Below are 23,278 nucleotides of genomic sequence, written 5' to 3' on the forward strand. Positions count from 1 at the left end.
CCGCACTGTCAGTGGCCGCCCTCCCCGGTGGTCACCGCGGCGCGGCGCTCGAAGCGGATGCCCGCGTCCCGGGACTCGTACACCCCGTCCTGGGTGGCGACCAGTAGCCGGCGCGCGTCGACGACGGTGAGCGTCTGCGGGGCGCCGCCCGGGACGGTGGACACCCGGGTCCAGACGGTGCCCCCTGCCGTCCCCCGGAAGAGGACGCCGTCCTGATCGACGCCGAAGAGAGCGTCGGGGGCGCCCCAGGAGACGTATGCGAGGACCCGGCCCGCGCCCGGGGCGAACGTCCTGCCGCCGTCCGTGCTGCGGAGCACGCCGGACTCGGTGGTGGCCAGAACGGTGCCGGGCGCGGTGGGGGAGACGGCGATGTCGAGGGCGCGCAGGGTGGCGCGGTCCTCCCAGGTGACGCCGTCGGGGCTGACCCGCAGCAGCCCGTTCGCGCTGTCGTATCCGTAGACGGTGGAGTCGGAGGCGGTGTCGAGGGCGTGGAAGTCGACCTCGCCGCCGAGCGACTTCTCGCGCCAGCTGATCCCGGCGTCCGTCGACGCGACGAGGCCGAGGTCGGCGGGCCCGGCGGCGCTCGGCGCGGGGTGTCCGCTCGCCAGGAAGGTGCCGTCGGGGGTGACCGTGAAGCCCATGAAGTCGTCCCGGCGGTCGCCGACCGGTGTGGGCCGGCCGTCGGCGCCGGGGGTGTGGAGCCCTTGGTGGGTGGCGATGTAGAGGGTGTCGCCGCGGAGGCCGAGCCCGTGGATGTGGCTGAGGGCGGCGCCGGGGTCCGTAGCGGCGCCGGTGTCGGCCTCGGCGCGGGTGTCGGCATCGGCCGAACATGCGGTGAGGGCCACGGCGAGGGACAGCGCGGCGAGGGTGGCGGCCGTGCGGCCGGAGAAGTGCTTCGTCATCGTTCTTTTCGCCTGAGGAGCGTGGGTGCGGCAGCGGGGCGGCCCGCCCCCGAGGGGACGGGCCGCGTGTCGCGTGCGTGCGGGTGCGCGGAAGGGGATCCGGGCCGGTCAGAGCCGGTCGAGGATCTTCCGCAGCGCGGCGACCTCTTCGGACTGGGTCCGCACCACGTCGTCGGCGAGCGCCTTCGCCGTGGCGTTCTTCCCGCTCTTCCGCTCCTCCTTCGCCATGTCGACGGCGCCGTTGTGGTGGGCGATCATCAACTCGGCGAACTTGCGGTCGAAGGCCTTGCCCTTGACGGCGGCCAGGTCCTTCATGTCCTGCTCGGACATCATCCCGGCCATGCTGTGCCCGCCGCCGGAGCCGTGGCTCGCGGACTCGGGCCTGCCCCAGCCCATGAGCCAGGCCTTCATCTTCTGGATCTCCGGGTCCTGCGCCCGCTCGATCGCGGCGACCAGCTTCTTGACCTCGGAGTCCTCGGCCCTCCCGTCGGCGAGCTCCGCCATCTCCAGGGCCTGCTGGTGGTGGGGGATCATCATCTGCGCGAACATGACGTCCGCGTCGTTGAAGGCGCCCGGGGCGGGGGCGGCGGTTCCTCCGGCGGGCGGGGACGCGGGCGCGCCGGTGGTGGCGGAGGCGGACGTACCGCCGTGGTCCATGCCGCTCATGCCGTCGGCGGTGCCGCAGGCGGCGAGCAGGAGACCGGTGGCGGTGACGGCACCGGCGAGAGCGAGCTTCCGGGCGGTGCGGTTCGTGAAGGTACGCATGTGGGTGAGACCTCGTGTGCTGTTCGTACAGACGGAAAAGGGCAGGCCGAAGCGTTCACGGGCAGCGTGAGGCGCCCGCGGTGGCGGTACGGCCTAGATCCGCAGGACGGACAGTCGAGTGAGGTCGGGGGGCCTGGCCGGAGGGGCGTGCGGCCCGAGCGCGGGGGTGAGCCGCGTGAGGAGGAGGGTGAGCCAGTCGGGGCGGCGCGCCAGGGCGGCGCGGACGAGCCCGGCGAACAGCCACCCGGCGAGGACGGCCACGCAGAGGGTGGTCATGTCCATCCCGGAACCCGGCTCGTGCCCGGCGTCGGAGCTGTCACCGCCATGGGGGACGGCGGCGCGGGCGGTGGTCAAGGCCGCCGACGAGGACATATGAGCCGATTGACCGGCGACCGTCGCCGAGGACGTATGAGTCGACTCGCCGGCGACCGTCGACGGAGGCACGACCGACGATGACGATGGGGACGACCCGGGAGCGATCGACGTGTCGCTGCCGGAGCCCTCCGGGTGTCCGACGGCGTGCATCAGGAACACGCCGAGCGCGAGCACGACGACGAGCAGAAGATGCGCGAGGGCACCTTCCGCTCGTCTGCCGCGTCCCGCTCGGTGTGTACGCACAGCCAGGCCTCCTGGCTGCCGAATATACCGTGTCGGGGTATCGGGTGCGCGTCAGGACGGCGGGGTCTCGCCCGCCATGGCCGCGGCCATCCGCAGGTGCGGCGCGGCCTCGTCCGGGCGGCCCTGGCGCTCCAGGGCGCGCCCGAGCATCAGCCGGGCGTAGTGCTCGACCGGGTCGCGCTCCAGGACGGCACGCAGCTCGGTCTCGGCCCGCGAGAGCTGGGCGGAGTGGTAGTAGGCGCGGGCGAGGAGCAGGCGCTGGGCGGTCTGTTCCGGGTGCTCGGCGACCAGGCCGCGCAGGATACGGACGGCGGTTCCGTACTCCTTCGCGTCGAAGAAGAACCGGGCGCGGTCCCAGCGTTCTGCGGCCGTTCCGAACTCGTAGTACGTGTCGCTCACTTGGTCTTCCTCTCCAGCGGCCCGCATCTGCCACCCTGTGTGGCGGTCGACCAGGTCAACAAGCCTGGATGGTTGAACATTCCATAACGATGGGTTGAGCGTCATGAGCAATCTTGATCGTCAGGCCGCCCTGACCGTGTGCGGTGGCCGTGGCTTCGTCGTCGCCGAGCCGGTACGGGAACTCCTCAGCCCCCGGCACGTCCGCCTCGGCGAGTCGACCGAGGTCCGGCGGCTGCTCCCGAACCTCGGCCGGCGGATGGTGGGCGCCTGGGCCTTCGTCGACCACTACGGCCCCGACGACATCGCCGACGAACCCGGCATGCAGGTCCCGCCGCACCCGCACATGGGTCTCCAGACCGTCAGCTGGCTCCACGAGGGCGAGGTGCTGCACCGCGACTCCACCGGCAGCCTCCAGACCATCCGGCCGCGCGAGCTGGGCCTCATGACCTCGGGCCGTGCCATCTCCCACTCCGAGGAGAGCCCCCGGCCGCACGCCCGCTATCTGCACGGCGCCCAGCTCTGGGTCGCGCTCCCCGAGGCCCACCGCCACGTCGAACCGCACTTCCAGCACCATGCCGAGCTGCCCCGCGTCACCGCCCCCGGCCTCACGGCCACCGTCATCCTGGGCGCCCTCGACGGCGCCGCCTCGCCGGGCACCACGTACACCCCGCTCGTCGGCGCCGACCTCGCGCTGACCGCCGGCACCGAGACGGACCTTCCGCTGGACCCGGACTTCGAGTACGCGGTCCTCGCGATGTCCGGAGAGGTCCACGTCGACGGCGTGCCCGTCCTGCCCGGCTCCATGCTCTACCTGGGCTGCGGCCGTACGGAGCTCCCGCTGCGCGCGGCCTCGGACGCGGGCCTGATGCTTCTCGGCGGAGAGCCCTTCGAGGAGGAGATCGTCATGTGGTGGAACTTCGTCGGCCGCACGGACGAGGAGATCCGCGAGGCGCGCGAGGACTGGATGCGGGGGGACCGCTTCGGCGAGGTGAAGGGCTACGACGGCGCCCGGCTGGACGCCCCGGAGGTCCCGCCGACGCAGCTGAAGGCACGGGGCCGCACGCGCTGAACTGGGGTTTCCTGCCGGTGGGCGATGCCCGAAGGGGCAGGCAATGCGGCAGGCATGGCCTGCACCCCCGGTACCCACATGTGGAGGTCCGGCTGAGGCCGGACAGCGGTGACGCGTCCGCCCGCCCGGTCTTCGAGTGACCGGGCGGGCGGTGCCGTGACGCGCGGCACGGTGCTACGGCGTCACCGCGTCACGGCTTCGGCAGGGTGCAGCCCGGGCGGTTCAGGTCGATCACGTTGCCCGCGCCGACGCACGGGACGATCGTGTACGTCTGCTGGGCGTAGTTGATGCCCTGGCGGACGGTCACGGCGCCGTTCTCGTCGATCTCGCACGGGTTGTTCACGGTGCAGCTCCCACCGCTCTCGTTGCCCGTGTTGTTGACGGCGACGACCTTGCCGGTGGTCGTGTCGATGACCGGCGAGCCGGAGGTGCCACCGATGGTGTTGCAGGAGGAGGTGTAGCGGACCGAGTCCTTCCAGGTCCAGTCGCCCTCCTTCATGCGGTAGACGAAGCCGTCGACGTTGCAGCTGTAGATCCGCTTCCAGTACCCGGACACCACCTTGATCGACGAACCCTGCGTCGGGCGGACGTCGTTGAGGGTGAGGGCGCCTATGCCGTACAGGCTCTGGATCTGCGCGTAGGTCTTGGTCACCTGGTAGATCGAGATGTCCGTGTCGGTCATCGTGCCGTACGCGATCTTGCTGGCGCGCAGCGTCGCGACCTTGGTGCCGGCCGAGTTGAGCAGCGAGAACGAGCGGGTGGAGGGTACGTCCTTGACGACCTCGCCGGCCCCCGGCATGCCGGTCTCCAGACAGTGCCCGTTGGAGAGGACGAGTGCGGGGTCGTTCGGCTGGGAGCCCGGCATGCGGACGAGCGAGCCGGAGCAGTTGCTGAGCGCGACCGTGCCGGCGAAGTCGACGGCGACGGCCGCCGTGGCCCGGTCCTTGGTGGCGGGAGCCTGCGGCGGCGCGGCCGCCATGGCCGGCACCGCGGCCGCTCCGGTCAGGAGCAGCGCGAGCAGGGCGCCGACGAGAGGCTTCTTCATGTGGGGGTTCCCCTCTGATGACATGCAACCGAAGATCCTCCGGTTGTCATGTGCATTCTTGGAACCTCGGCATCAACCCACAAGGGGGCGTACGGAAATGAGTCACCGTCACATGGATCTCGTCCGTCAGGCGCCCAGTACCTCCACGTGGCCCCCCACCGCCACCACCAGCACCCGCGTCCCCGGCCCGGCCGTGCGCCGGCGGTGCCGGACGCCGCCGGACAGCAACAGTGAGTTCCCGCACCCGAGGTGATGAACCCGCCCCTCGGCCTCCACCTTCACCACGCCGTCCGCCACGTACATCAACCCAGCGCTGCGGTGCCGGGATTCACGGTGGGCCTCCTGCTCTCCGGCGCCGCGGACCACCTCGCCCCCGCGGAGTTGCCCGGTCCCGACGTCCCTTACTCCGGGGAGGTCAGAGCTGCTCGTCCTCCGGGATGCTGACCAGCCAGCGGGTCTCCCGCCGGGGGCGCAGGTACAGGGCCCAGTAGAGGGTGGCGGCGGCCGTGATGCCGCCGGTCCACACCAGGTACTCGGTGTCCTGCATGTACAGGACGTACGCGAGGACGCCGATGAGCAGGAGCGGCACGGCCGGCCACAGCGGCATGCGCCAGGCCGAGATCTCGCGGTGCGTGCCCCGGCGGCTGAACAGGGCGGCCACCGCGACCAGCAGGTACATGCCGGTGACGGAGACGCCGGTGACGCCGTACAGGGTGTCGAGGTTCACGAAGCACAGGGCCGCGCCCGGAACGCCGACGGCCAGGGTGGCCACCCACGGGGAGCCGAAGCGGCCGAGCCGGGACAGGGCGTTGTTGACGGGCTCCGGCCAGGCCTTGTCGCGGGCGGAGGCGAACAGGACGCGGGAGTTCTGGATGACCATGACGATGCCCGCGTTGATGATCGCCAGGGCGACGCAGAGGCTGATGAAGGTACCGACGGCCGAGTTGGACCACGCGGCGATCATGCCGCTGATGTCTCCGCCGGTGAGGGTCCCCAGATCGTCGGCACCGAGGGTGATCGCGACGACGGGCACCAGGATCACGGCGGTGGAGATGGCGAGCGTGGCGAGCACGGTGCGGGCCACCGTGCTGCGCGGGTTCTCCAGCTCCTCGGAGAGGTAGACGGCCGTCGAGAAGCCCTGGGTGACGAAGAGGGCGATGGCGAGGCCGGATACGACCATGACGCCGGTGACGAGCGAGTGTCCGCCGCCGGCGGACGCGACCTGGCCGTGGACCAGGGCGCCGACGCCCCGCTGGGAGTGGGAGAAGCCGAGGATCGCGACGATGCCGGCGGCGACGACCTCCAGGACGAGGAAGATGCCGGTGATCCAGGCGTTGGCCCGCAGGTCGAGCAGACCGGCGAGGGTGGCGAGGACCATGACGCCGGCACCGGCCAGCGGGGCCGGGATGTGCACGAGCGGCGCGAGGTAGTCGGCGGTCCCCATGGCGATCACCGGTGGCACGATCATCACGACCAGCAGGGACAGCACGAAGACCAGCCAGCCGGCCAGGCGGCCCGCGAGCGTGGAGACGATGGCGTACTCGCCGCCCGCGCTCGGGATCAGGGTGCCGAGCTCGGAGTAGCAGAACGCCACGCCGATACAGAGCAGCGAGCCGATGGCGATGGTCAGGGCCGCGTACGTGCCGACACCGTCGAACAGGTCCGGGACGACCACGAAGAGGGTCGAGGCGGGTGTCACGCACGACAGCGTGAGCAGGGTGCCGCCCACGACACCGATGGAGCGCTTGAGTTTCTGCGGCACGGGGCCGGTCTGGGGGGCCAACGCGTGCGGTGCGCTGAGGGTGTCCGTCATCAGGCGGTTCCGATCGGTGCGAGCGTGTATCTGAACGGGAGCGGTATCGCCTCCGAGGCGTCCGGTGTCAGTGGGGTCCGTGGCTCCCGGCCTGAATGGAAGCTTGGGCGGAACCGCAGGTCAATGCCCCTCTCGCTGCGGAATCCGTCGTTCCAGGGTGCTGGAACGAGGCCTGAGGGCGTAAGGAACGCGATAAGACGCCGTAAACACTCCGTGCGGGAACCGCAGCGGTCCGGCCAGGACTTTTCCCGCGCTTTACCCCCGCACGCCCGCGCGGCCCGCCGGTCGGGCGGGCCGCGCGGGCAAGCGGGGGTGCGGGGCGTGGGTGCCGGTCACTCCGGACGGCTGAAGCGGCGGGCGGCCCACAGCAGGGCCAGGCCTCCGACGGCGAGGAGCAGCCCGGCCTCCAGGAGCAGCGGGGGCTGCCGCCCCGCCCATTCGATGCCACCGACGGCCGCCTGGTCCGGGACCCGCAGGGCGATGCAGCGCCGCAGCAGGTCCACCCCGTACGCGAGGGGATTGACGGTCGCGAGGCCCCGCGCCCAGCCCGGCATGGACTCCAGCGGGAAGAAGGCGCCGGAGAGGAACAGCAGGGGCATCATCAGCAGGCTGAGGAGCGTGTGGAACAGCTCGGGGCTGCGCAGCGTCACCGACAGCGCCAGCGTCATGCTGGTGAGGGCGAACGAGGCCAGGAGCATGCCGCCGAGGAGCAGCAGCAGGAGCACCGGGTCGTACGGCAGGCCGACGGCGCCTGCCAGGCTGAGCAGGACGGCGCCCTGCACCGCGGCGACGAGGGTGCCGCCGGCGCAGCTGCCCAGGAGCAGGGTGGAGCGGCTGACGGGGGCCATCAGGAGCTCGCGCAGGTAGCCGCTCTGCCGGTCGGTGATCAGCCGGATCCCGACCATGATGGCCGGGGTCTGCACCGTCATCATGAGCACACCGGGGAAGAGGTACGTCTGGTAGCCGGTGCCCAGGGAGGCGGCGGGGATGAGGGTGGCGAGCCCGCCGCCGAGCGCGAAGAGGTAGAGCACCGGCTGCAGCAGGACCAGCGCGGTGTGGGAGCGCTGGCAGGCCAGGCGCAGCAGATCGCGGTGGACCAGGGCGTGGATCGCCCGCAGTTCGTGGCGCAGCCGGGGCGCCCGGCCCCGCTCGGTGGCCTCGGGCGCCTGGAGGGTGAGGGCGGTCATCGGACGCCTCCCGCCGCGGCGGGGGTGGTGGTGATGCTGCGGCCGGTGTGGTGGAAGAAGACGTCGTCGAGCGTGGGCGGGGTGGCGGAGGCGGCGTGCACCGCGATGCCGTGCGTCTCCAGCGCCGCGCACAGGCGCGGGATCCACGTGCTGCCGTCGGGCACCCGCAGCCACGTGCCGTCGGCGTCCACCGTGACGGGGCGGTCCGGCGGCGCCGCCTGGGCGACGACCTTCCGCGCCCGCCCGTCGTCGCTGGTGCGCAGCACCACCCGGTCGTCTCCGATCTCCGCCTTGAGTCCGTGCGGCGTGCCCTGCGCGACCAGACGGCCCCCGTCGATGATCGCGATCCGGTCGCAGTTCTCCGCCTCTTCCAGGTAGTGGGTGGTGACGAAGAGGGTGCTGCCGAGCCGGTCGCGCAGGGCCCGCAGGTGCTCCCAGATCTCGGCGCGCGCGTGCGGGTCCAGCCCGGTCGTCGGCTCGTCCAGGAACAGCACGCTCGGGGAGTGCAGCAACTGGCGGGCGATTTCCAGGCGTCGCCGCATGCCGCCCGACAGGGCGCGTACGGGGAACCGCCGACGGTCGGTGAGTCCGGCGGGTTCGAGCACCTCGGCGGTCCGCCTGCGCACGTCGCGGCGGGGCAGCCCGTACAGGCGGGCGTGGACGCGCAGGTTCTGCTCGACGGTCAGGTCCGGGTCGAGGGCACTGTGCTGGAACAGGATGCCGACCTGGCGCCGCACGTCGTGCGGCCGGGTGGCCACGTCGAAGCCGGCCACGGTGGCGTGACCGGAGGTGGGGCGGGCGAGGGCGCACAGGAGGGCGATGGTGGTGGACTTGCCCGCGCCGTTGGGGCCGAGGAAGGCGAAGGTCTCGCCCCGGCGTACGTCGAGGTCGAGGCCGCGCACCGCGTCGACGGTGGTGCCGTCCGGGCCCGGGTAGCTCTTCACCAGACCGCGCGTGCGGATCGCGTATCCGGGGTCGGGGTCGGGGTCGGGGTCGTGCGGAGACCCCTCCGCGCGGGGGCCGGTGATCTCGGCGGTCAGGAGGGCGGCTGCGGCGAGTGCGTCGTCACCTGCGGATGGCTGCATGGGGTCTCGTCCTCGTCCTCTTCCTCGTCCTCTTCCGCGTCGTCCGCACGGAGCCGGAACCCGCTCCGGCCGGCGGCTGCCTCGGGGCAACCACCGGCCGGGGGGTGCTTCGGTGTTACGCGCAGCTGATACCGATACAGATGGTGTTGAGGAGCGTCAGCAGGCCGACGCACGCGCACGTTCCGCTGAACGAGTCGCCGTCGACGCCGACCGGGTCGGTCTCCGGAAGGGCGTGCAGGTGGGCCAGCAGCTCGAGGTCCTGGTTCTCCATGACAATCTCCTTCTCTTGTGTGACACGTGGCGGCAGGGGCTCCTGCCGCTCAGACCGGCTGCTGGACCATCCAGTGCCGGGGCTCTGTGTGGCGGACCCTCAGGAGGAACGCCAGGATTCCCGCCGATCCGTCGCTCCAGCTCGTCGAGACGTCCCCGTACTCGTTGGGGAAGACGACGTGGCTGCCGCGGTGGGACCGTTCGGAGACGATGAGGCGGGCCAAGTCCTCGGCCCGCGCCCGGTGGGCGGGGTCGCCGGTGGCCTCGGCCATGTCGAGGAGGAAATCGCCGTTGCCCGCGAGGCCGTGGCATTGCGTGACGGCGGCGCGGGAGGCGCGCTCGACCACGGCTCGGGTGCCACCGACGGCGAGGTCACGGAACCGTTCGTCGCCGGTCGCCCGCCACAGCCGGACGAGGAACGAGCCGATGCCGGCGGAGCCGTGGCACCAGTACGGTGCCGTCGGTACGTCCGTGGCCTGGGCCGGCCACTGGGCCGCGTCGCCGACGCTGACGGCGTGCGTCACGAGGAGCTCGCCCGCCGCCAGGGCCAGTTCCCGGTGCTCCGGGTTCTCGGTGACGGCTGCGGCCTCCAGGAGGAAGCAGCCGATGCCGGCGGTGCCGTGGGCGAAGCCCAGGTAGCGCTTGCCGGCCTCCTCGACCAGGGCCTCGGCGGGCACCGGCCAGCTCACCCCGGACGGCTCGCGCCGGGCCGCCGCGGCCAGCCGGTCGGCGGCATCGGCGACCCGCTCGGCGAAGCGTGGATCGCCGGTGCGGTGCCACAGGTGGGCAGCGGCCATCCCGCTGCCCGCCGAGCCATGGGTGATGTCGTGGCTGGGCGTCGACTCCTGCGGCGCGAGGGCCAGTGCCAGCGCGTGGTCGATGAGCGCCCGGTCGTCGACGGCGCGCCCGGCCTCGTACAGCGCCCAGGCCGTGCCGCGGCCGCCGAAGTGCAGGCCGGGCCGTGTGGAGCGGGTGTCCGTGCGGTCTGCGATCCATCGGCCCGCGGTGGCGATCAGCTTCGGGAGGCGGGGGTCTTCGGTGCGCTCGAAGTAGCGTGTCAGGACGGACAGCACACCGGCCGCGCCCTGCTGCACGATGCAGGCGTCGGTCTCCCCGGCCTTGACGGACACGGGCCACAGCCGCAGGTCGTCCTCGGGTGTCATGGAGTCGACGAGGTGCTCCACGATGCCGGCCACGGCGACGTCGATCGGGTCGGTGCCGGTGCCGGTGCCGGTGCCGGTGTCCGTGTCGGTGGCTTCGGTGCCCGTCGGGCCGGTGCGGGCCGCGGCCGTAGGAGCAGCCCCGCCGCGTCCAGTCTCGGTGCCACTCCCCGTACCGCTCTCCCGGAGCGCGTCCCGCGCCCGGGCCGGGTCCCAGCGCGCGGCGGGGTCGTCCTTCATCAGCCCGAGGATCATCGCGCGCAGGCCGTCCGGCAGCTCCAGGGGGGCGGCGCAGGCGTCCAGCCACTCAGCGAGCCGGTCCTCCGCGGGCCGGGAGGCTGGCTTCTCCTCCAGCAGGGCGGGAACCTTGCCGGTGAGGACGAAGCACAGCGTCGCGCCGAGGCTGTAGTAGTCGCCGGTCGGGGAGACGGGCGCGTCCACCAGGCGCTCGGGGGGACTGAAGCCGGGCGTGCCGACGCGGGTCGGGAGGGCGGCGTCGTCGGCGAGGACGGCGAGCTCCAGGTCGATGAGGCGCAGTGTGCCGTCGGGGCGGACCATCACGTTGGCGGGGGTGAAGTCGCGCAGCACGCAGCCTCGGGCGTGGGCCGCCTCTACGAGGTCCACCAGGCGTCCGGCCTGGGCCAGCGCGTCGGTGCGGTAGCGTGCCGCGCCGGTGTCGCGGAAGTGCTCGGCGACCCAGTTGCGCAGGGGGATCCCCGGCACCTCCTCCTGGGCCAGGAACAGGTGTCCGCCGTGCTCGAACATCGCGAGCGGCTCCGGTGCGAGCCCCGTGCCCTTGAGCTTCTCCAGGGTCCGGGCCTCGGTGCGCAGCCAGTCGCGGACGTCGTTGCCGGAGGAGTCGGCCTCCACGTGGGGCCGGGTCTCCTTGATGACGACCGGGGCGCCGGTCCCGACGTCGGTGCCTCGGTAGACGCCGCCCTTGTTGGTGTGCCGGATGGCCTCCCGCACCGAGAACCGGCCGCCGAGCAGGACCGGGCGCCGCGGTGTCTCCGTCTTCGGCGGTGCGACGGGCACGGAGTCGGGGAAGGGGCTGACCGCCCACGCCGGCGGCGCGTACCGGCCGGTCCGCTTGTCCTCCACGGGGTTGCCGTCGGGGTCCTCGATGTACCAGACCATCAGCCCCTCGTCCGAGAGGCGCCGCCGCCCGACGAAGGCACCGTAGCGGTAGTGCACCAGGCTGTTGGGGGCGTACGGCTGGTCGGAGAGGATGCGGGGTCCCGCGAGCCCCTCGGTCGCCGTGTGGAGGTCCTGCGCGAGGCGGGCCGCGTCGGCGTCGGAGGCCGGGTAGACCGTGATGAACTTGCCCGAGCTTCCACGCGGCGTGGCACGGGTGTTGAGGGCGCTCACCTGCTCCAGCGAGCGGGCGAACTTGAACGCCGAGCCGTCCTTGAGCAGGACGTCCAGGGCCTTCTCGAGCACCGCCGGGGCGGAGCCGGCCGTCGCCGACACGTGCAGCTTCCAGCCCTGGGCCGGTCCGGTCCCGGAGCGTGGCGCCACCCGGCACCAGCTCTCGTTCGACTCGGTGGCCCAGCGCTCGCCCGCCCCCTTGGCGCGGAGTGCGCCATGGAGCAGGGTTTCCAGCTCGGACTCGGTGACTTGGGTCGTCATGCCCATCCCTCTCAACGGGTGAGAACCGCTGGGAGGGAGCGTGCCCCGACGTCGTAGTCGTATCAACACACACGCCGCCGGATTCACTGGATTCGGCGAGCGCGCGGGTCCGTTGTGTCACCTCGTTGCGCGACCGCGCAGAGAAGGCGTGCGGCCCGCGCATTACGGGGCGCATTCGTGTCAGCGCACGCCGTCCCACAGCCTCCGTTCAGGGGCGCGCGGATCGCTGACCTGGGCGGGGCCCGGCATCGTGAAGTCCATCGCCGTACGGGTCGCGGGTTCGTACGACGGCCAGCCGGGGTCGCCCGTCTTCGCGAAGGAGACCCACGCCCCGTGCAGGGCGTCCGCGAGGGCCTGCGGCGGGTCGGCGCCGAGCAGGGGGGTGTACGCCGGGTCCTGGAGACGGTCGAAGACGAAGGGGAGTTCCAGGGCGTGGCAGGCGCCGAGTGCCCCGTCGAAGCGGGGGGAGCGCCAGGAGAACTCGTACAGGTACGAACCCGGGACCGCCTCGGCGAGCCGGACGGCCGGCATGCGGTAGAACCAGTCGGTGGCCACCGCGTCGAGGAGTTCGCCCGGCGTGGCGCCGGGCCGGGCGCCGGCGTAGACGGGGAGGGCCTCGACCGGGTCGAGGCCGTAGGCCGCGGTGAGGGCGTCGAGGGTGGCGGCGGGGACGAGGTCCAGGCGCCCGGTCGGGACGAGGAAGAGGCGGTACTCCTCGCGGTTGCTGCCGATGAGCAGGTCGATCCCGCAGTCGGGTCCCGGGAGGGCGAGGCCGGGCGCCACCGGCTCGAACGGCATCATGTTGAGTGCGGCCTCGCCCCAGAGCGCCGGGTCGGGGCGCGCGTTCAGTTCGCCGCGCAACTCCGCCTGTGCGGGCAGGAGGTCGGGCAGCGGGACGGCGGCGAAGGCCTCCGGGGCCGGGTCGATGCCCAGCTTCGCCGCCAGTCGGGCCGTGACCAGCTCGGCGGAGGCCGGGCGCAGGAAGTGGTGGCAGGCCCCGGACTGCAGGATCGCCCGCCGGAACAGCCCCCGGGCCGCCGGGTCGGTCAGGAGCACGCCGATGCTCATGGCGCCGGCCGACTCGCCGAAGACGGTCACCCGTCCGGGGTCGCCGCCGAACGCGTCGATGTTCTCCTGGATCCAGCGCAGGGCGGCGATCTGGTCGAGCAGGCCGCGGTTGTCGGGGCGGTCTGGCAGGCGCAGGAAGCCGTCGGCGCCCAGCCGGTAGTTGAGGGTGACGCAGACGACGCCGTCGCGGGCGAAGGCGCCGCCGTCGTACGCGGACACCGAGCCCGCCCCGTTGGTGAACGCCCCGCCGTGCAGCCACACCATCACGGGCAGCCCGGCGCCCCGCTCCGGGGCCGGTGTCCAGATGTTGAGGTTGAGGCACTCCTCCCCCTCGGCGACCTCGTCCGGGACGAGGGCGTCGAACGGCGGCGCATAGGGGGCGTGCGGCGGCGTCGGGCCGTACGCCGTGGCGTCGCGGACGCCCGTCCAGGGCTCGGGCGGGGCCGGCGCGCGGAACCGCAGGTCGCCGAAGGGCGGGGCCGCGTACGGGACGCCGAGGAACGAGGTGACTCCGTCGGGCAGGGCGCGGCCGAGGACCGCGCCCTGCCGGGTGGTGCGTACGGTCATGCCGTCAGGACCTCGATCAGCGCCGCGCCGAACTCCTCGGGACGTTCCAGGTGGACCGAGTGCCCCGCACCGGCGACGGCGACCTCCCGCACCTTCCCGCCCGCCGCCGCGTACCGGTCGAGGACGTGCCGCGTCTGCGCGACCATCGGCTGCGCCGGGGTCCCGTCCCACCCCGGTACGGCGCCGAGCGCGCCGAGGTGCGCCAGGTCGAACACCGAGGCGTCGGTGACGATGACGTCGTCCTCACCGCGGATCCACAGGATCGGCGGCTTGGGGCCGATCAGGTGCAGGTCGTCGACGCGGAAGTGGGTCGGGGCGAGACAGTTGAGCACCCCGCGGGTGCCGGGCGCGATGCCGGGCCAGGCCTCGGACGGCTTGCTGTCACCCGGATAGTGGTCGTCGCCGGTGCGGGTGGTGAGCATGGCCTCGACGTACGCGTCCTCGTGCGCGGGGCGCAGCGGCGGCTTGACGTAGCAGGTGGCGAGGACGGAGCGCGGGGAGAGCGGGGAGTCCTCGCCGCGGTCGCCCTCGGCGAGCAGGCGCACGAACTCGGGGTTGGCGGTGCCGCCGCCCGAACCGGCGCCGTCGGCCGAGTTGAGGACGCCGTCCACGCCGCTCGTGCCGCCGAAGCCGTACGGCGAGACCGGGTTGACCAGGGTCAGGGAGCGGACCGCGGCCGGGTGGTCGCGGAGGAACTGCATCACCACCCCGCCGCCCATGGACCAGCCGACCAGGTGCGCCCGGTCGACACCGAGTGCCTCCATGAGCGCGGCGAGGTCGTCGGCGTAGTCCCGTACGCCCCGGGTGGCGTCGACGGGCAGCGGGTCGGTGCCGCCGAAGCCGCGCAGGTCGACGGCGATGGGGCGGTAGCGGTCCGGCAGCGCGGTGAGGGCGGTGTGCCAGAACGCGGAGGACGAGACGTTGCCGTGGACGAAGAGGACGACCTCGCCCTCGTCGCGGACGTCGGTGATCCGCTGGGTCAGCCGGGCGGTGGCGACGTGGCGGGTGCGGAGCGTGTTCATGTCGGGTCCTTCAGGACAGCCAGGTGGCGATCTGGGCGGCGGCCGTGCTGTTCCAGCCCAGCTCGAGGTGGTTGGCGCTCACGATGGTGGCCTTGCCGCCGACCGTGGGGATGCCGGTGGTGTCGAGCGCGCTTGCGGTGAAGACGACACCGTCGCTTGGGCCGCGGTTCTCGTTGAAGATGCCGACGATGTCGGCGGACCCGCCGGCCAGCAGGTACGTGGTGACGGCGGCGGGTACGCCGGCGCTGTGCAACGGCGCGATGAGCGACCCGGCGTCGATGGCGGCCTGGATGCCGCCGCCCGCGGTGGAGAAGCCCTCGCCGCCGTAGTAGGTCGTGTACCAGTCCTGGGCGGCGCCGTCGACTCCGTACGCGCCGTCCCAGCGGGCCAGCATCTGCCGCTGGCCGGGATAGTTGTCCTGGCCGCCGGAGGGGGTGAACGAGAACTCCGGGTGGGCGGTGTACAGGCCGTAGCAGGTCATGTGGGAGTGCGGGGAGGGTGCGTTGATCTTGCCGCCGCACTCGGGCCAGATGGAGAAGTCGTGGGCCCAGCCGTGGGCGTAGGGGTAGTCGTAGCCGCCGTTCGGACCGCCGACGGTGACGAGCCGGCGTACGTCACCGGCGTACGCGCGTCCCCAGCTCGGCTTCACGGACGACACGTACGCCCGGGTCGACATCTGGCCCTTGCTCCAGCCGACCAGGTCCACCTGGGCGACGCCCAGCCGGGCCTTGATGACGGCGATGGCGTCGCCGACGGCCTGCGCCTGCATGAGGTTGTCGCCCTGCTTGTGCGCGAAGCCGACGGCGAAGACCCGGTGGCCGCGCGCGGACAGGTACTGCATGAGACCGGTGGACGGGCAGGTGAGGGCGCCGCAGCCGTAGCCCCCGGACTCGCCGGGGTTGGCCCAGGCGCGGTCCGCGGTGTCGTTCGCGCCGTGCACGAGGAGCACGGGCGTGGTGCGGCTGCCGGTGTCCCAGCCAGGTGCGGAGTAGAGCAGGAACTTGCCGGAGGAGGGCCGGGTGACGCCGCCGAAGTAGGTGACGCGCACCCCGTCCTGGTCACCGCGGCCGTCCGCCGGGAAGCCCTCGGTGCGGAATCCGGCGGTCGTGTCGGCGTAGCGCTCGACCTTGGTCCAGCCGTTGGTGACGGTCCCCGCTCCGTAGCTCGCCTCCAGGCTGAGGTACGAGGGCGGCGCGACGGTGGCGCCCACGGCCCGCGCACCGGCGGTGACATCCCTCTCCTGCGCGCTGGCAGTGGCGGGCGGCACCACGAGGGCCGCCGTGACGACCCCCGCCACCGCCATGATCCGAGCGGCCCGCACCCGCCAGCCCCGCCCCCGGCTCCGTCTTCCGGCCATGTTCCGGCCTCTTCCCCACTCGTGCGCCCTGAGCGCGGCCGCCCGACACCGTCCCGGCACCGGGTGAGCACACGCTAGGCGGGCGGGGCGACCCCATGGCATGGAGCCGCCCCACACAAAGAGGGACCCATGCATGGCTGCCTTCTCCATGTCAGGTTGTCCCGCTGTCCCAGCACCGGGCTGCCCTGCTGTCCCCGCGCCGGGCTGTCCCGGTGCCGGCTACCCCCGCATCGGGCTATCGAGCGATCGGACCGTCCGGGCGTCCGGGAACACTCACCACCGCCATCACCATCCGGGCCGCCGCCCCGTCATCGCGCGCCAGAGCTCACGCTCCGCCTCCCAGGCGGTGTCGGCGAGGAGGAGCCGCTCGTCCTTGCGCTGGGCCTCGATCAGCTCCTCGCGGGCCTCTTCGGCGGCGAGGACCCTTCTCGGCCGTGGCCGCGCGGATCTCCTCGATCCGCTGATCGATCCCGTCGGCCTCTTCCAGGCGGCGGACGTGAGGGACGCTCTCCTCCTGGATCCGACTGTGGACGCGGTCCCCCAGCGCCTGGACGGCGTCCTCGTTGAACCGCTGCCGTGGGAACTTCGCGGAGTACCGGCGCCCTTCGGGCTGGAGGAAGCGGAGGTGGGAGAAGTCATTGCCCGAATGATCGGCAGACCCGAAGCGTTGACCCGCAACGTTCGGCGCTGCCCTTGGGGCGAGGGTGTCATCGCTGCCTGGCTACTGGCTGCGGAGTGCGGGGAAGAGGTCGCCGAGGACTTCCTGGCCGATCTCAAGTGCCCGGGCGCCGCTGATCGGCTGCTGCGGCCCGCGCCGACGCGGGATCCGCTGCACCATCCCGGACAAGGCCGACCAGGCACGCAACCGCCGAAAGCTCGGCTCCCGCGGCGGCCGGCCTTCGACCCGGTCGACTACCGCGAGCGCCATGCGGTCGAGTGCGGGATCAACCGCCTCAGGAGGAACCGGGCAGTGGCCACGAGATATGACAAGCCCGCCGTCCGCTACGAAGCGACGGTACTGGTGGCAGCCATCAACGAGTGGCTGTGATCAGCGCGTCTACGACTCACACAAGTGTGGCGAGTCGGTCAGAGACTTGAACAGGTGCACGTCTGCGTGCCCGCCAGGGACACCCGGTGTCCGACCGGTCTCGCCGAAGCCATGGCGCTGATAGAAGCCGGGAGCTTGGAAGGTGAAGGTGGAGGTGGAGAGGCGGTCGCAACCACGCCGCCGTGCCTCAGCCTCGGCTGCCTGCAAGATCCTGCTACCCCAACCATCCTTGCGACTGTCCTCGCGCACCCACAACAGCTCGATGCCGCAGAGGCCACCCCAAGTTCGCGCGGTCAACCCGCCAACCAGTTCACCCGCTTCATCGGTGACCTTGATCGAGAACGTGCCGCGGTCAGGCGCGCCTGTGGCGGCACTGTTGAAGGCGATCAACGCTTCGGTCAATCGGTCGTGGAGCTCAGAGTCACGCTCGCTGACAGTCAGAGCCGGGCCGGAACTGTGGTCAGTCATCACGGCGCGGAGTATGTCAGTCGACCCGGCGCCGAAGCATGCGATCACTCGCGTCTTTGATCTACTTCCGATACACGCACTAGGCGGCATGACAGAGCTGCCAACCGATCGTCTTCTGCTCCGTCGGTGGCGGGAGGCCGACCGCGAACCCGTGGGCGGCGATGAACGCCGATCCCGAAGTCCGGGAGCACCGGGGAGCGCCGCTGACACGGGAGCGGAGCGATGCCGTGGTGGCCGCCATGCGGGCCGACTTCGAGGCGCGGGGTTTCGGGTGGTGGGCGCTGGAACTGCGGGAGACCGGTGAGTTCATCGACCGCGCCGGTCTCGACCGGGTGGGCACGGACATGCCGTTCGCCGGGGTGGACGTCGGCTGGCGACTGACGCGTGCGGCGTGGGGGCACGGTTACGCCACCGAGGCCGCCCCGGCCTGCCTGGCCTTCGGCTTCGAGGCCCTCGGACTGCCGGATGTGCTGGCGACGACGACCGTCCGTAAACTTCGCTCCCGGGCGGTGATGCGCCGGATCGGCATGACCCGCGACCCGGCCGACGACTTCGAGGATCCGAGCGTGCCCGAGGGGCGGCTCCGCCCGTGTGTGCCGTACCGGATCTCCCGCGAGGACGCGCATGGCCTGTGACACCCGGCTGGACGCGCCCCTCGACGGGGCCGCATAGACTTCGCCCGCCGCTCACCGGCGTGGGCGACCCACCCCTGAACCGGTCTGCCCGGGTGGGGTCCGCGCCCCATCGCACGCAGCACAGGAGCCCCGGATGAACCACTTCGACGTCGAGACGCTGACGGTGGGCCGGTGGCGCAACGGCGGGGGCGCCACCCGGGAGATCGTCTCGTGGCCCCTTGATGCCGAGGGGTTCGAGTGGCGGGCGAGCATCGCCGACATCGACCGGGGCGGGCCGTTCTCGGCGTTCCCCGGGGTCGACCGGACGCTGACCCTCCTGGCGGGTGACGGCGTGCGGCTGACCTCCGACGGCGTGTTCGACCGACTGCTCGCACGCCCGGGCCAGCCCTTCGAGTTCTCCGGCGATCTCGCGCTCTCCGCCGAGCTGCCGGGCGGTGCCTGTCGGGTGCTCAACATCATGGCGCGGCGGGGCCGGTGGACGACCCGGGTGGAACGGGTCGCCGCACCGGTCGACCCGCCCATCGGGCACGCCGGGGTGTTCCACGTACTGCGCGGGCACTGGCGGACGGGGGCCCAGGGACGGGTCATGGCCGCCGGCCAGGGCATGTGGTGGGACGCGGAGGACGACGCGCCGGACCGATCGGTCACACCGCTCTCACCCGACGCCACCGCGCTGTGGGCGGATGTCGCACGCGTGGGGTGAGCGGCGGGAGTGGGTGTGGCGCACCTGTCGTTGCCGAGGCGGATGTCACGGAGCGCTATCGCGGTGACTTCGAGGGTGAATGCGGTTCCGTTTCTCTTCCGTCCCCCTTCCGGTGACCGCGGTCAGGCGAAGGTGATCACCTCGGCGACGGGGCGGCGAGGCGTGGGCCGGCCGGGCCGTATCCGAGGCGGAACACCATGTGGACGTAGGCCGTGGGAGACGCCGGATCCCGTGCGAGGGTGCGGAGTCCGGTCCATTCGAGGGGCTGGGACGTCAGCGACGTGGACAGCCCGTCCAGCGTGGCCCGCAGCAGCATCCGCTGCATCGCCTGGCCTGCCGCGAGCCCTTCCACGGGGGTGCCCTCGACCGTGCCTAGCAGCGCGATCCGGGGATGCTTCTCGAAGGGCGCGGAGGGTGGACGCCCGGTCCGCGACGGGCGCACCTGTCCGAGTACCGTCCTCCCGGCGGTGCGCCGCCCGCTCCACCACCGTCCGCCGACCGGGGGAGGGCCGAACGGCCCCTTCGCCCGGCCGAACGGGACCCCGTTCCGCCCGCCACCCGCCGACCGACAGGAAACCGGGCCCCCTCCGGCTTACCGTGAAGGTGCCGCCCGGCGGGCGGCGGTTCGACGTGGACGAGACCCGGGCGAGGACGGAGGCCGCGATGGGCGGGGACGAGCCCGGACCGGCGGCGAGCAGGATTCCGCGGCTGAGACTGGACGAGCTGCTCGACGAGCTGCAGGCGCGGATCGACGAGGTGCGGGGCACGCGGGACCGGCTCGACGGCCTCCTGGAAGCCGTGATGTCCGTGGGCCGGGAGCTGGACCTGCCGCAGGTGCTGCGCGGCATCGTGGAGGCGGCCGTGACCCTCGTGGACGCCGAGTACGGGGCCCTGGGCGTCATCGGCGAGGACCGGAGCCTCGCCGAGTTCCTGCCCATCGGCATCGACGGCGAGCTGCGGGAACGGATCGGGGACCTGCCCTCCGGCCACGGCATCCTCGGCGAACTGATCCGCAATCCCCGGCCGCTGCGCCTCTCCGAGCTGTCCCGGCACCCCGCCTCGTACGGCTTCCCGCCGCACCACCCGCCGATGCACTCCTTCCTCGGCGTCCCCATCCGGGTCCGCGAGGAGGTGTTCGGCAACCTCTACCTCACGGAGAAGCGGGGCGGGGCGGACTTCGACGCCGAGGACGAGGCCGTCGTCATGAGCCTCGCGGTCGCCGCCGGCATCGCCATCGAGAAAGCCCGGCTCTACGAGGAGGGTCGTCTGCGCCAGCGCTGGCTCGCGGCCAGCTCCGACCTCACCAGCGCCCTCCTGTCGGGCGCGGCGGAGGCCGACGTCCTGGACGGGATGCTGGAGCGGGCGGTGGACATCGCGGGCGCCGACATCGGGGTCTTCCACCTGGTCGGGTCCCGGGGCGAACTGCTGGGTTCGCTGGCCGCCGGAGAAGGCGCCGACGCCCACCGGGGTGTCGTGTTGCCCACCACTGAGGGCACCCTCGCCGCCGCGGCTCTGGCCCGGGACGGTCTGGTCACCGTGAGCGACGTCGAGAGCGACGAACGCATCACGGTGCGGCCCGAGCGATGGCGGGGCTTCGGGCCGGCGGTCGCCGTCACGGTCGGTACGAAGGAACGGTTGAGCGGGGTGCTCATCCTCGCTCGGCGCAGCGGCCGGCCGCGCTTCACGGGCGCCGAGACCATCGCCCTCCCAGGCTTCGCGGGGCAGGCCGCCCTCGCATTGGAACTCGCCGACCGGCGCCGGGACGCCGAACAGGTGAGCCTTCTGGAGGACCGCGACCGTATCGCGCGCGATCTGCACGATCTGGCGATCCAGCGGCTGTTCGCGACGGGGATGACGCTGCAGAGCGCTCGCCGGTTCGTCGAACACCCGGAGGCCGTGGACCGGCTGAACCGGGCGATCGAAGACCTGGACACCACCATCAAGATCATCCGGTCGACCATCTTCGGCCTGCGGGCACACGACACCCCCGGAAGCACACCGAAGCTCAGGCACCACATCGTCAAAGCGGCCGAATCGGCCGCGTCGATACTCGGTTTCGCCCCCGCCGTACGCATGGAGGGCCTCCTCGACACGGACGTTCCGCCCGGCATGGCCCAGGAGGTCGTCGCGGTCATCGGCGAGGCGCTCACCAACGTGGCCCGCCACGCCCGGGCCGGCCGGGCCGAGGTCGCGGTCGTCGTCGAGGGCGACGTCCTGACGGTCACGGTGAGCGACGACGGCGTCGGCATGCCGCCGAGCGGCGCCCGCAGCGGCCTGCGCAACCTGACCGAACGCGCCCGACATCTCGGCGGTGACCTGACGGTCCGTACGCGCCCCCGGCCGCCCGGCGGCACGGTCCTCGAATGGCGGGTCCCGCTCCCCGCTGACCGGGAATGAACTGCGTACGTCGAGCACGGCCATGTCCGGCCGCAGCGCGGGCGCCCTGGGCAGCCCTCGGCCTGTCAGTGCCGAGTCCTATGATCCGCCTCATGCGCGAGTTCTTCACCGCCGGTGAGCGGAAGCTGTCGTATCTGGACTTCGGCGGTCCCGGGGAGCCGCTTCTCGCGCTGCACGGGCACTACAACGAGGCATCGGCGTTCGCGGCGCTCGCGGTGGCGCTGGCGCCGCGGTGGCGGGTGATGGCACTCGACCAGCGCGGGCACGGGGATTCCGACCCCGCCGACGGTTACGGTCGCGACGGCTACGTCGCCGATGTCCTCGACTTCCACCGGCACGTGGGAGCCGGGCCGGTGCCGTTGCTGGGGCACTCGCTGGGCGGGGTCAACGCCTACCAGTTCGCCGCCAGGCACCCGGACAGGGTCAGCGGGCTGATCGTGGAGGACATCGGCGCGGTCGTCCACTGCGATTGGTCGTTCACCACGCGCCTTCCCCTCGCCTCCCCGTCCCGAGAAGCCCTAGTCGACGCCCTGGGCGGGGCGGCGCCCTACCTGGAATGCGCGTTCCGGCAGCGGGATTCGGGCTGGGGTTACTCCTTCGGCATCGAGGACACCGTGTCGTCCCAGCAGGCGCTCAACGGCGATCACTGGGACGACTGGACAGCCGTGTCCTGCCCCACCCTGCTGGTCCACGGAACGGAGAGCGACGAGTTGACGGGCGACCACGCCCGGACCATGGTCGCCCGCCGCGGCCGAGGGGCCCGCCTGGTCGAGATGACGGCCGGTCATGTCGTACATCACGATGCTCCGGAGCGGTTCGCCACCGAGGTCGCCGCCTTTCTGGCGGAGCTCTGCTGAGCCCAACTGGGCTGTGCTGAGACCAGCTGTGCCGTGCTGAGACCAGCTGTGCTGTGCTGAGACCAGCTGTGCCGTGCTGCGGCGTGAAAGCCGTTGCAGCCGTGGCGGGTCCGGTCGTCCCGGGTGGCGGTGACCCTTCCGTCGGTGCGCGTCCCTGACGGAAATCGGCATGTCAGGAACCGGCATGTCAGGAACCGGACATGGCCGGGCTGGTGACATGCGCACGCCGGGCCGAACGGTGAAGCCGCGCCGTCGGGTCACCCCGTGAAGGCCGTGCCGTCCAGCGTCCAATGCGGGTCCGGTGCGATGCCGAGTGCCGTGTAGACGTGCGCGGCGACGTCCGCGTGGTGGAGGGTCTTCGGGGCCGCTTCGGGCGTCAGGCCGGGGCCGGACGCGGCGATCCAGGCCGTGCGTTCCAGGTCGCTGCGTCCGCCGTGGCCGCCCTCGTCGCGGTGGCCGTGGTCCGTCACCACGATGACCGTCCACTGCTCGTCCGCGTGGCCGGGGCGCTCGCGGACCGCGTCGAGGATGCGTCCCAGCCGGCGGTCCGCCGCCTCGATCGACCGGCGGTACGCCACGTCGCAGCCGAGGAAGTGGGCGGTCTCGTCGACGGCGCCGAGGTAGACGAAGCCGGCGTGCAGCTGCTCGTCCAGGCCGAGCAGGTGTTCCGCCTCGACGGTCACCCGCTCGTCGACCTCCTCCCAGGCCTCGGGAGTGTCCTCGCTGGGAGCGACGTAGCCGAGCCGGGTGGGGGCGACGAAGAGCGGTCCGCCCTGCTGCGCCATGAAGAGCGGCGCCCAGCCTCCGACGGCGAAGGTCCGCAGCCCGCACTCGGCGGCGAGACGGGTCGTGAAGTCGGGGAAGACGTCGAGCCGGTTGCCGTCGAGGCGGTTGGCCCACACACCGTGCTTGGTCACGCCGACGCCGGTGACGATCGTGGTCCAGCACGGGCCGGACATCGTGGGGGTCACGGCATCCACCTCGACCGGTGCGAGGAACCCCGCGCGGGCGATGCCGTCGAGGTGGGGGGTGTCCAGTTCGGGGAGCAGGTCGAGGCGTACGCCGTCGATGCCGATCACCAGTACGCGAGTGGTGTCCGTGGCGGTGTTCATGGTCCGGTCCAGAGTGTCGTAGGGAGGGGATGGGGAGGGGTACGGGGGCAGGGGTTCGCGAGGTGTGCGGCGGCCGGTGGCCCGGCCCCGCACACCCGTGGG

At 72.4% G+C, this 23,278-nt stretch carries 21 protein-coding genes and 2 pseudogenes; 6 read left to right on the forward strand and 17 right to left on the reverse strand.

Annotated features, from left to right (window positions below):
* Positions 1 to 8: 8 nt before the first annotated feature.
* The 4 genes from ABT154_RS21825 to ABT154_RS21840 all read right to left on the reverse strand — a co-directional run bounded on the left by ABT154_RS21825 (position 9) and on the right by ABT154_RS21840 (position 2,711).
* Positions 9 to 902, reverse strand: coding sequence for a F510_1955 family glycosylhydrolase (locus ABT154_RS21825; protein ID WP_351858494.1), 894 nt, complete (start codon positions 900 to 902; stop codon positions 9 to 11).
* Between the two features lie 108 nt (positions 903 to 1,010).
* Positions 1,011 to 1,667, reverse strand: coding sequence for a DUF305 domain-containing protein (locus ABT154_RS21830; protein ID WP_351858495.1), 657 nt, complete (start codon positions 1,665 to 1,667; stop codon positions 1,011 to 1,013).
* Positions 1,668 to 1,760: 93 nt separating this feature from the next.
* Positions 1,761 to 2,285: a hypothetical protein gene (locus tag ABT154_RS21835; protein ID WP_351858496.1), complete on the reverse strand. Its 525-nt coding sequence runs from the start codon at positions 2,283 to 2,285 to the stop codon at positions 1,761 to 1,763.
* A gap of 51 nt (positions 2,286 to 2,336) precedes the next feature.
* A complete protein-coding gene (locus ABT154_RS21840; protein ID WP_502969558.1) occupies positions 2,337 to 2,711 on the reverse strand; it encodes a tetratricopeptide repeat protein in 375 nt (124 codons plus the stop codon).
* 76 nt (positions 2,712 to 2,787) lie between these two features.
* On the opposite strand from ABT154_RS21840, the gene ABT154_RS21845 reads away from it, so the two are divergent.
* The gene (locus tag ABT154_RS21845) at positions 2,788 to 3,753 is read left to right on the forward strand and encodes a pirin family protein (RefSeq protein WP_351858498.1); all 966 of its coding nucleotides are present in this window, start codon (positions 2,788 to 2,790) and stop codon (positions 3,751 to 3,753) included.
* 190 nt (positions 3,754 to 3,943) lie between these two features.
* Here ABT154_RS21845 and ABT154_RS21850 read toward each other — a convergent pair whose 3' ends face one another.
* The 10 genes from ABT154_RS21850 to ABT154_RS21895 all read right to left on the reverse strand — a co-directional run bounded on the left by ABT154_RS21850 (position 3,944) and on the right by ABT154_RS21895 (position 15,956).
* Positions 3,944 to 4,798, reverse strand: a complete 855-nt coding sequence (locus ABT154_RS21850) for a S1 family peptidase (protein WP_351858499.1) — start codon at positions 4,796 to 4,798, stop codon at positions 3,944 to 3,946.
* Between the two features lie 126 nt (positions 4,799 to 4,924).
* Entirely contained in the window at positions 4,925 to 5,164 is a 240-nt protein-coding gene (locus ABT154_RS21855) for an AraC family ligand binding domain-containing protein (RefSeq protein WP_351858500.1), read from the reverse strand.
* 49 nt (positions 5,165 to 5,213) lie between these two features.
* Positions 5,214 to 6,611, reverse strand: a complete 1,398-nt coding sequence (locus tag ABT154_RS21860; RefSeq protein ID WP_351858501.1) for an APC family permease — start codon at positions 6,609 to 6,611, stop codon at positions 5,214 to 5,216.
* A gap of 332 nt (positions 6,612 to 6,943) precedes the next feature.
* Positions 6,944 to 7,798 (reverse strand): ABC transporter permease, encoded by an 855-nt coding sequence (locus ABT154_RS21865; RefSeq protein ID WP_351858502.1) that lies wholly within the window; start codon positions 7,796 to 7,798, stop codon positions 6,944 to 6,946.
* A complete protein-coding gene (locus ABT154_RS21870) occupies positions 7,795 to 8,883 on the reverse strand; it encodes an ABC transporter ATP-binding protein (RefSeq protein ID WP_351858503.1) in 1,089 nt (362 codons plus the stop codon). Before ABT154_RS21870 ends, ABT154_RS21865 begins: the two co-directional genes overlap by 4 nt.
* 115 nt (positions 8,884 to 8,998) lie before the next feature.
* The gene (locus ABT154_RS21875; protein WP_165962041.1) at positions 8,999 to 9,154 is read right to left on the reverse strand and encodes a VenA family class IV lanthipeptide; all 156 of its coding nucleotides are present in this window, start codon (positions 9,152 to 9,154) and stop codon (positions 8,999 to 9,001) included.
* 49 nt (positions 9,155 to 9,203) lie between these two features.
* A complete protein-coding gene (lanL, locus tag ABT154_RS21880; protein ID WP_351858504.1) occupies positions 9,204 to 11,942 on the reverse strand; it encodes a class IV lanthionine synthetase LanL in 2,739 nt (912 codons plus the stop codon).
* Between the two features lie 180 nt (positions 11,943 to 12,122).
* Complete coding sequence (locus ABT154_RS21885; protein ID WP_351858505.1) at positions 12,123 to 13,577, reverse strand: carboxylesterase/lipase family protein; 1,455 nt, start codon at positions 13,575 to 13,577, stop codon at positions 12,123 to 12,125.
* Positions 13,574 to 14,599 (reverse strand): alpha/beta fold hydrolase, encoded by a 1,026-nt coding sequence (locus ABT154_RS21890; protein ID WP_351858506.1) that lies wholly within the window; start codon positions 14,597 to 14,599, stop codon positions 13,574 to 13,576. The genes ABT154_RS21885 and ABT154_RS21890 overlap by 4 nt, the downstream gene beginning before the upstream one ends.
* 10 nt (positions 14,600 to 14,609) lie before the next feature.
* Positions 14,610 to 15,956, reverse strand: coding sequence for an esterase/lipase family protein (locus tag ABT154_RS21895; protein ID WP_351858507.1), 1,347 nt, complete (start codon positions 15,954 to 15,956; stop codon positions 14,610 to 14,612).
* A gap of 812 nt (positions 15,957 to 16,768) precedes the next feature.
* Between ABT154_RS21895 and ABT154_RS21900 the strand changes: the two are divergent.
* Positions 16,769 to 17,004: pseudogene (locus tag ABT154_RS21900) on the forward strand (IS5 family transposase); the annotation flags it as partial.
* A gap of 9 nt (positions 17,005 to 17,013) precedes the next feature.
* Here ABT154_RS21900 and ABT154_RS21905 read toward each other — a convergent pair.
* A complete protein-coding gene (locus tag ABT154_RS21905; protein ID WP_351858543.1) occupies positions 17,014 to 17,472 on the reverse strand; it encodes a GNAT family N-acetyltransferase in 459 nt (152 codons plus the stop codon).
* A gap of 88 nt (positions 17,473 to 17,560) precedes the next feature.
* On the opposite strand from ABT154_RS21905, the pseudogene ABT154_RS21910 reads away from it, so the two are divergent.
* A pseudogene (locus tag ABT154_RS21910) lies at positions 17,561 to 18,107 on the forward strand (GNAT family N-acetyltransferase).
* A 133-nt stretch (positions 18,108 to 18,240) separates the two neighbouring features.
* Positions 18,241 to 18,810, forward strand: a complete 570-nt coding sequence (locus ABT154_RS21915) for a HutD/Ves family protein (protein ID WP_351858508.1) — start codon at positions 18,241 to 18,243, stop codon at positions 18,808 to 18,810.
* 136 nt (positions 18,811 to 18,946) lie between these two features.
* Here the strand turns inward: ABT154_RS21915 and ABT154_RS21920 are convergent, their stop codons facing one another.
* Positions 18,947 to 19,252: a hypothetical protein gene (locus ABT154_RS21920; protein ID WP_502969559.1), complete on the reverse strand. Its 306-nt coding sequence runs from the start codon at positions 19,250 to 19,252 to the stop codon at positions 18,947 to 18,949.
* 221 nt (positions 19,253 to 19,473) lie between these two features.
* On the opposite strand from ABT154_RS21920, the gene ABT154_RS21925 reads away from it, so the two are divergent.
* On the forward strand, positions 19,474 to 21,207 hold the full coding sequence (locus tag ABT154_RS21925) for a GAF domain-containing sensor histidine kinase (RefSeq protein ID WP_351858544.1): 1,734 nt from the start codon (positions 19,474 to 19,476) through the stop codon (positions 21,205 to 21,207).
* Positions 21,208 to 21,299: 92 nt separating this feature from the next.
* Complete coding sequence (locus tag ABT154_RS21930) at positions 21,300 to 22,064, forward strand: alpha/beta fold hydrolase (RefSeq protein WP_351858509.1); 765 nt, start codon at positions 21,300 to 21,302, stop codon at positions 22,062 to 22,064.
* Between the two features lie 257 nt (positions 22,065 to 22,321).
* On the opposite strand, the gene ABT154_RS21935 is transcribed toward ABT154_RS21930, so the two are convergent.
* Entirely contained in the window at positions 22,322 to 23,176 is an 855-nt protein-coding gene (locus ABT154_RS21935; RefSeq protein WP_351858510.1) for an alkaline phosphatase family protein, read from the reverse strand.
* Positions 23,177 to 23,278 lie beyond the last annotated feature (102 nt).

Origin of the sequence: Streptomyces sp. NPDC001728, assembly GCF_040297565.1 — a bacterium.
In the GTDB taxonomy this organism is placed as follows: Bacteria; Actinomycetota; Actinomycetes; order Streptomycetales; family Streptomycetaceae; genus Streptomyces.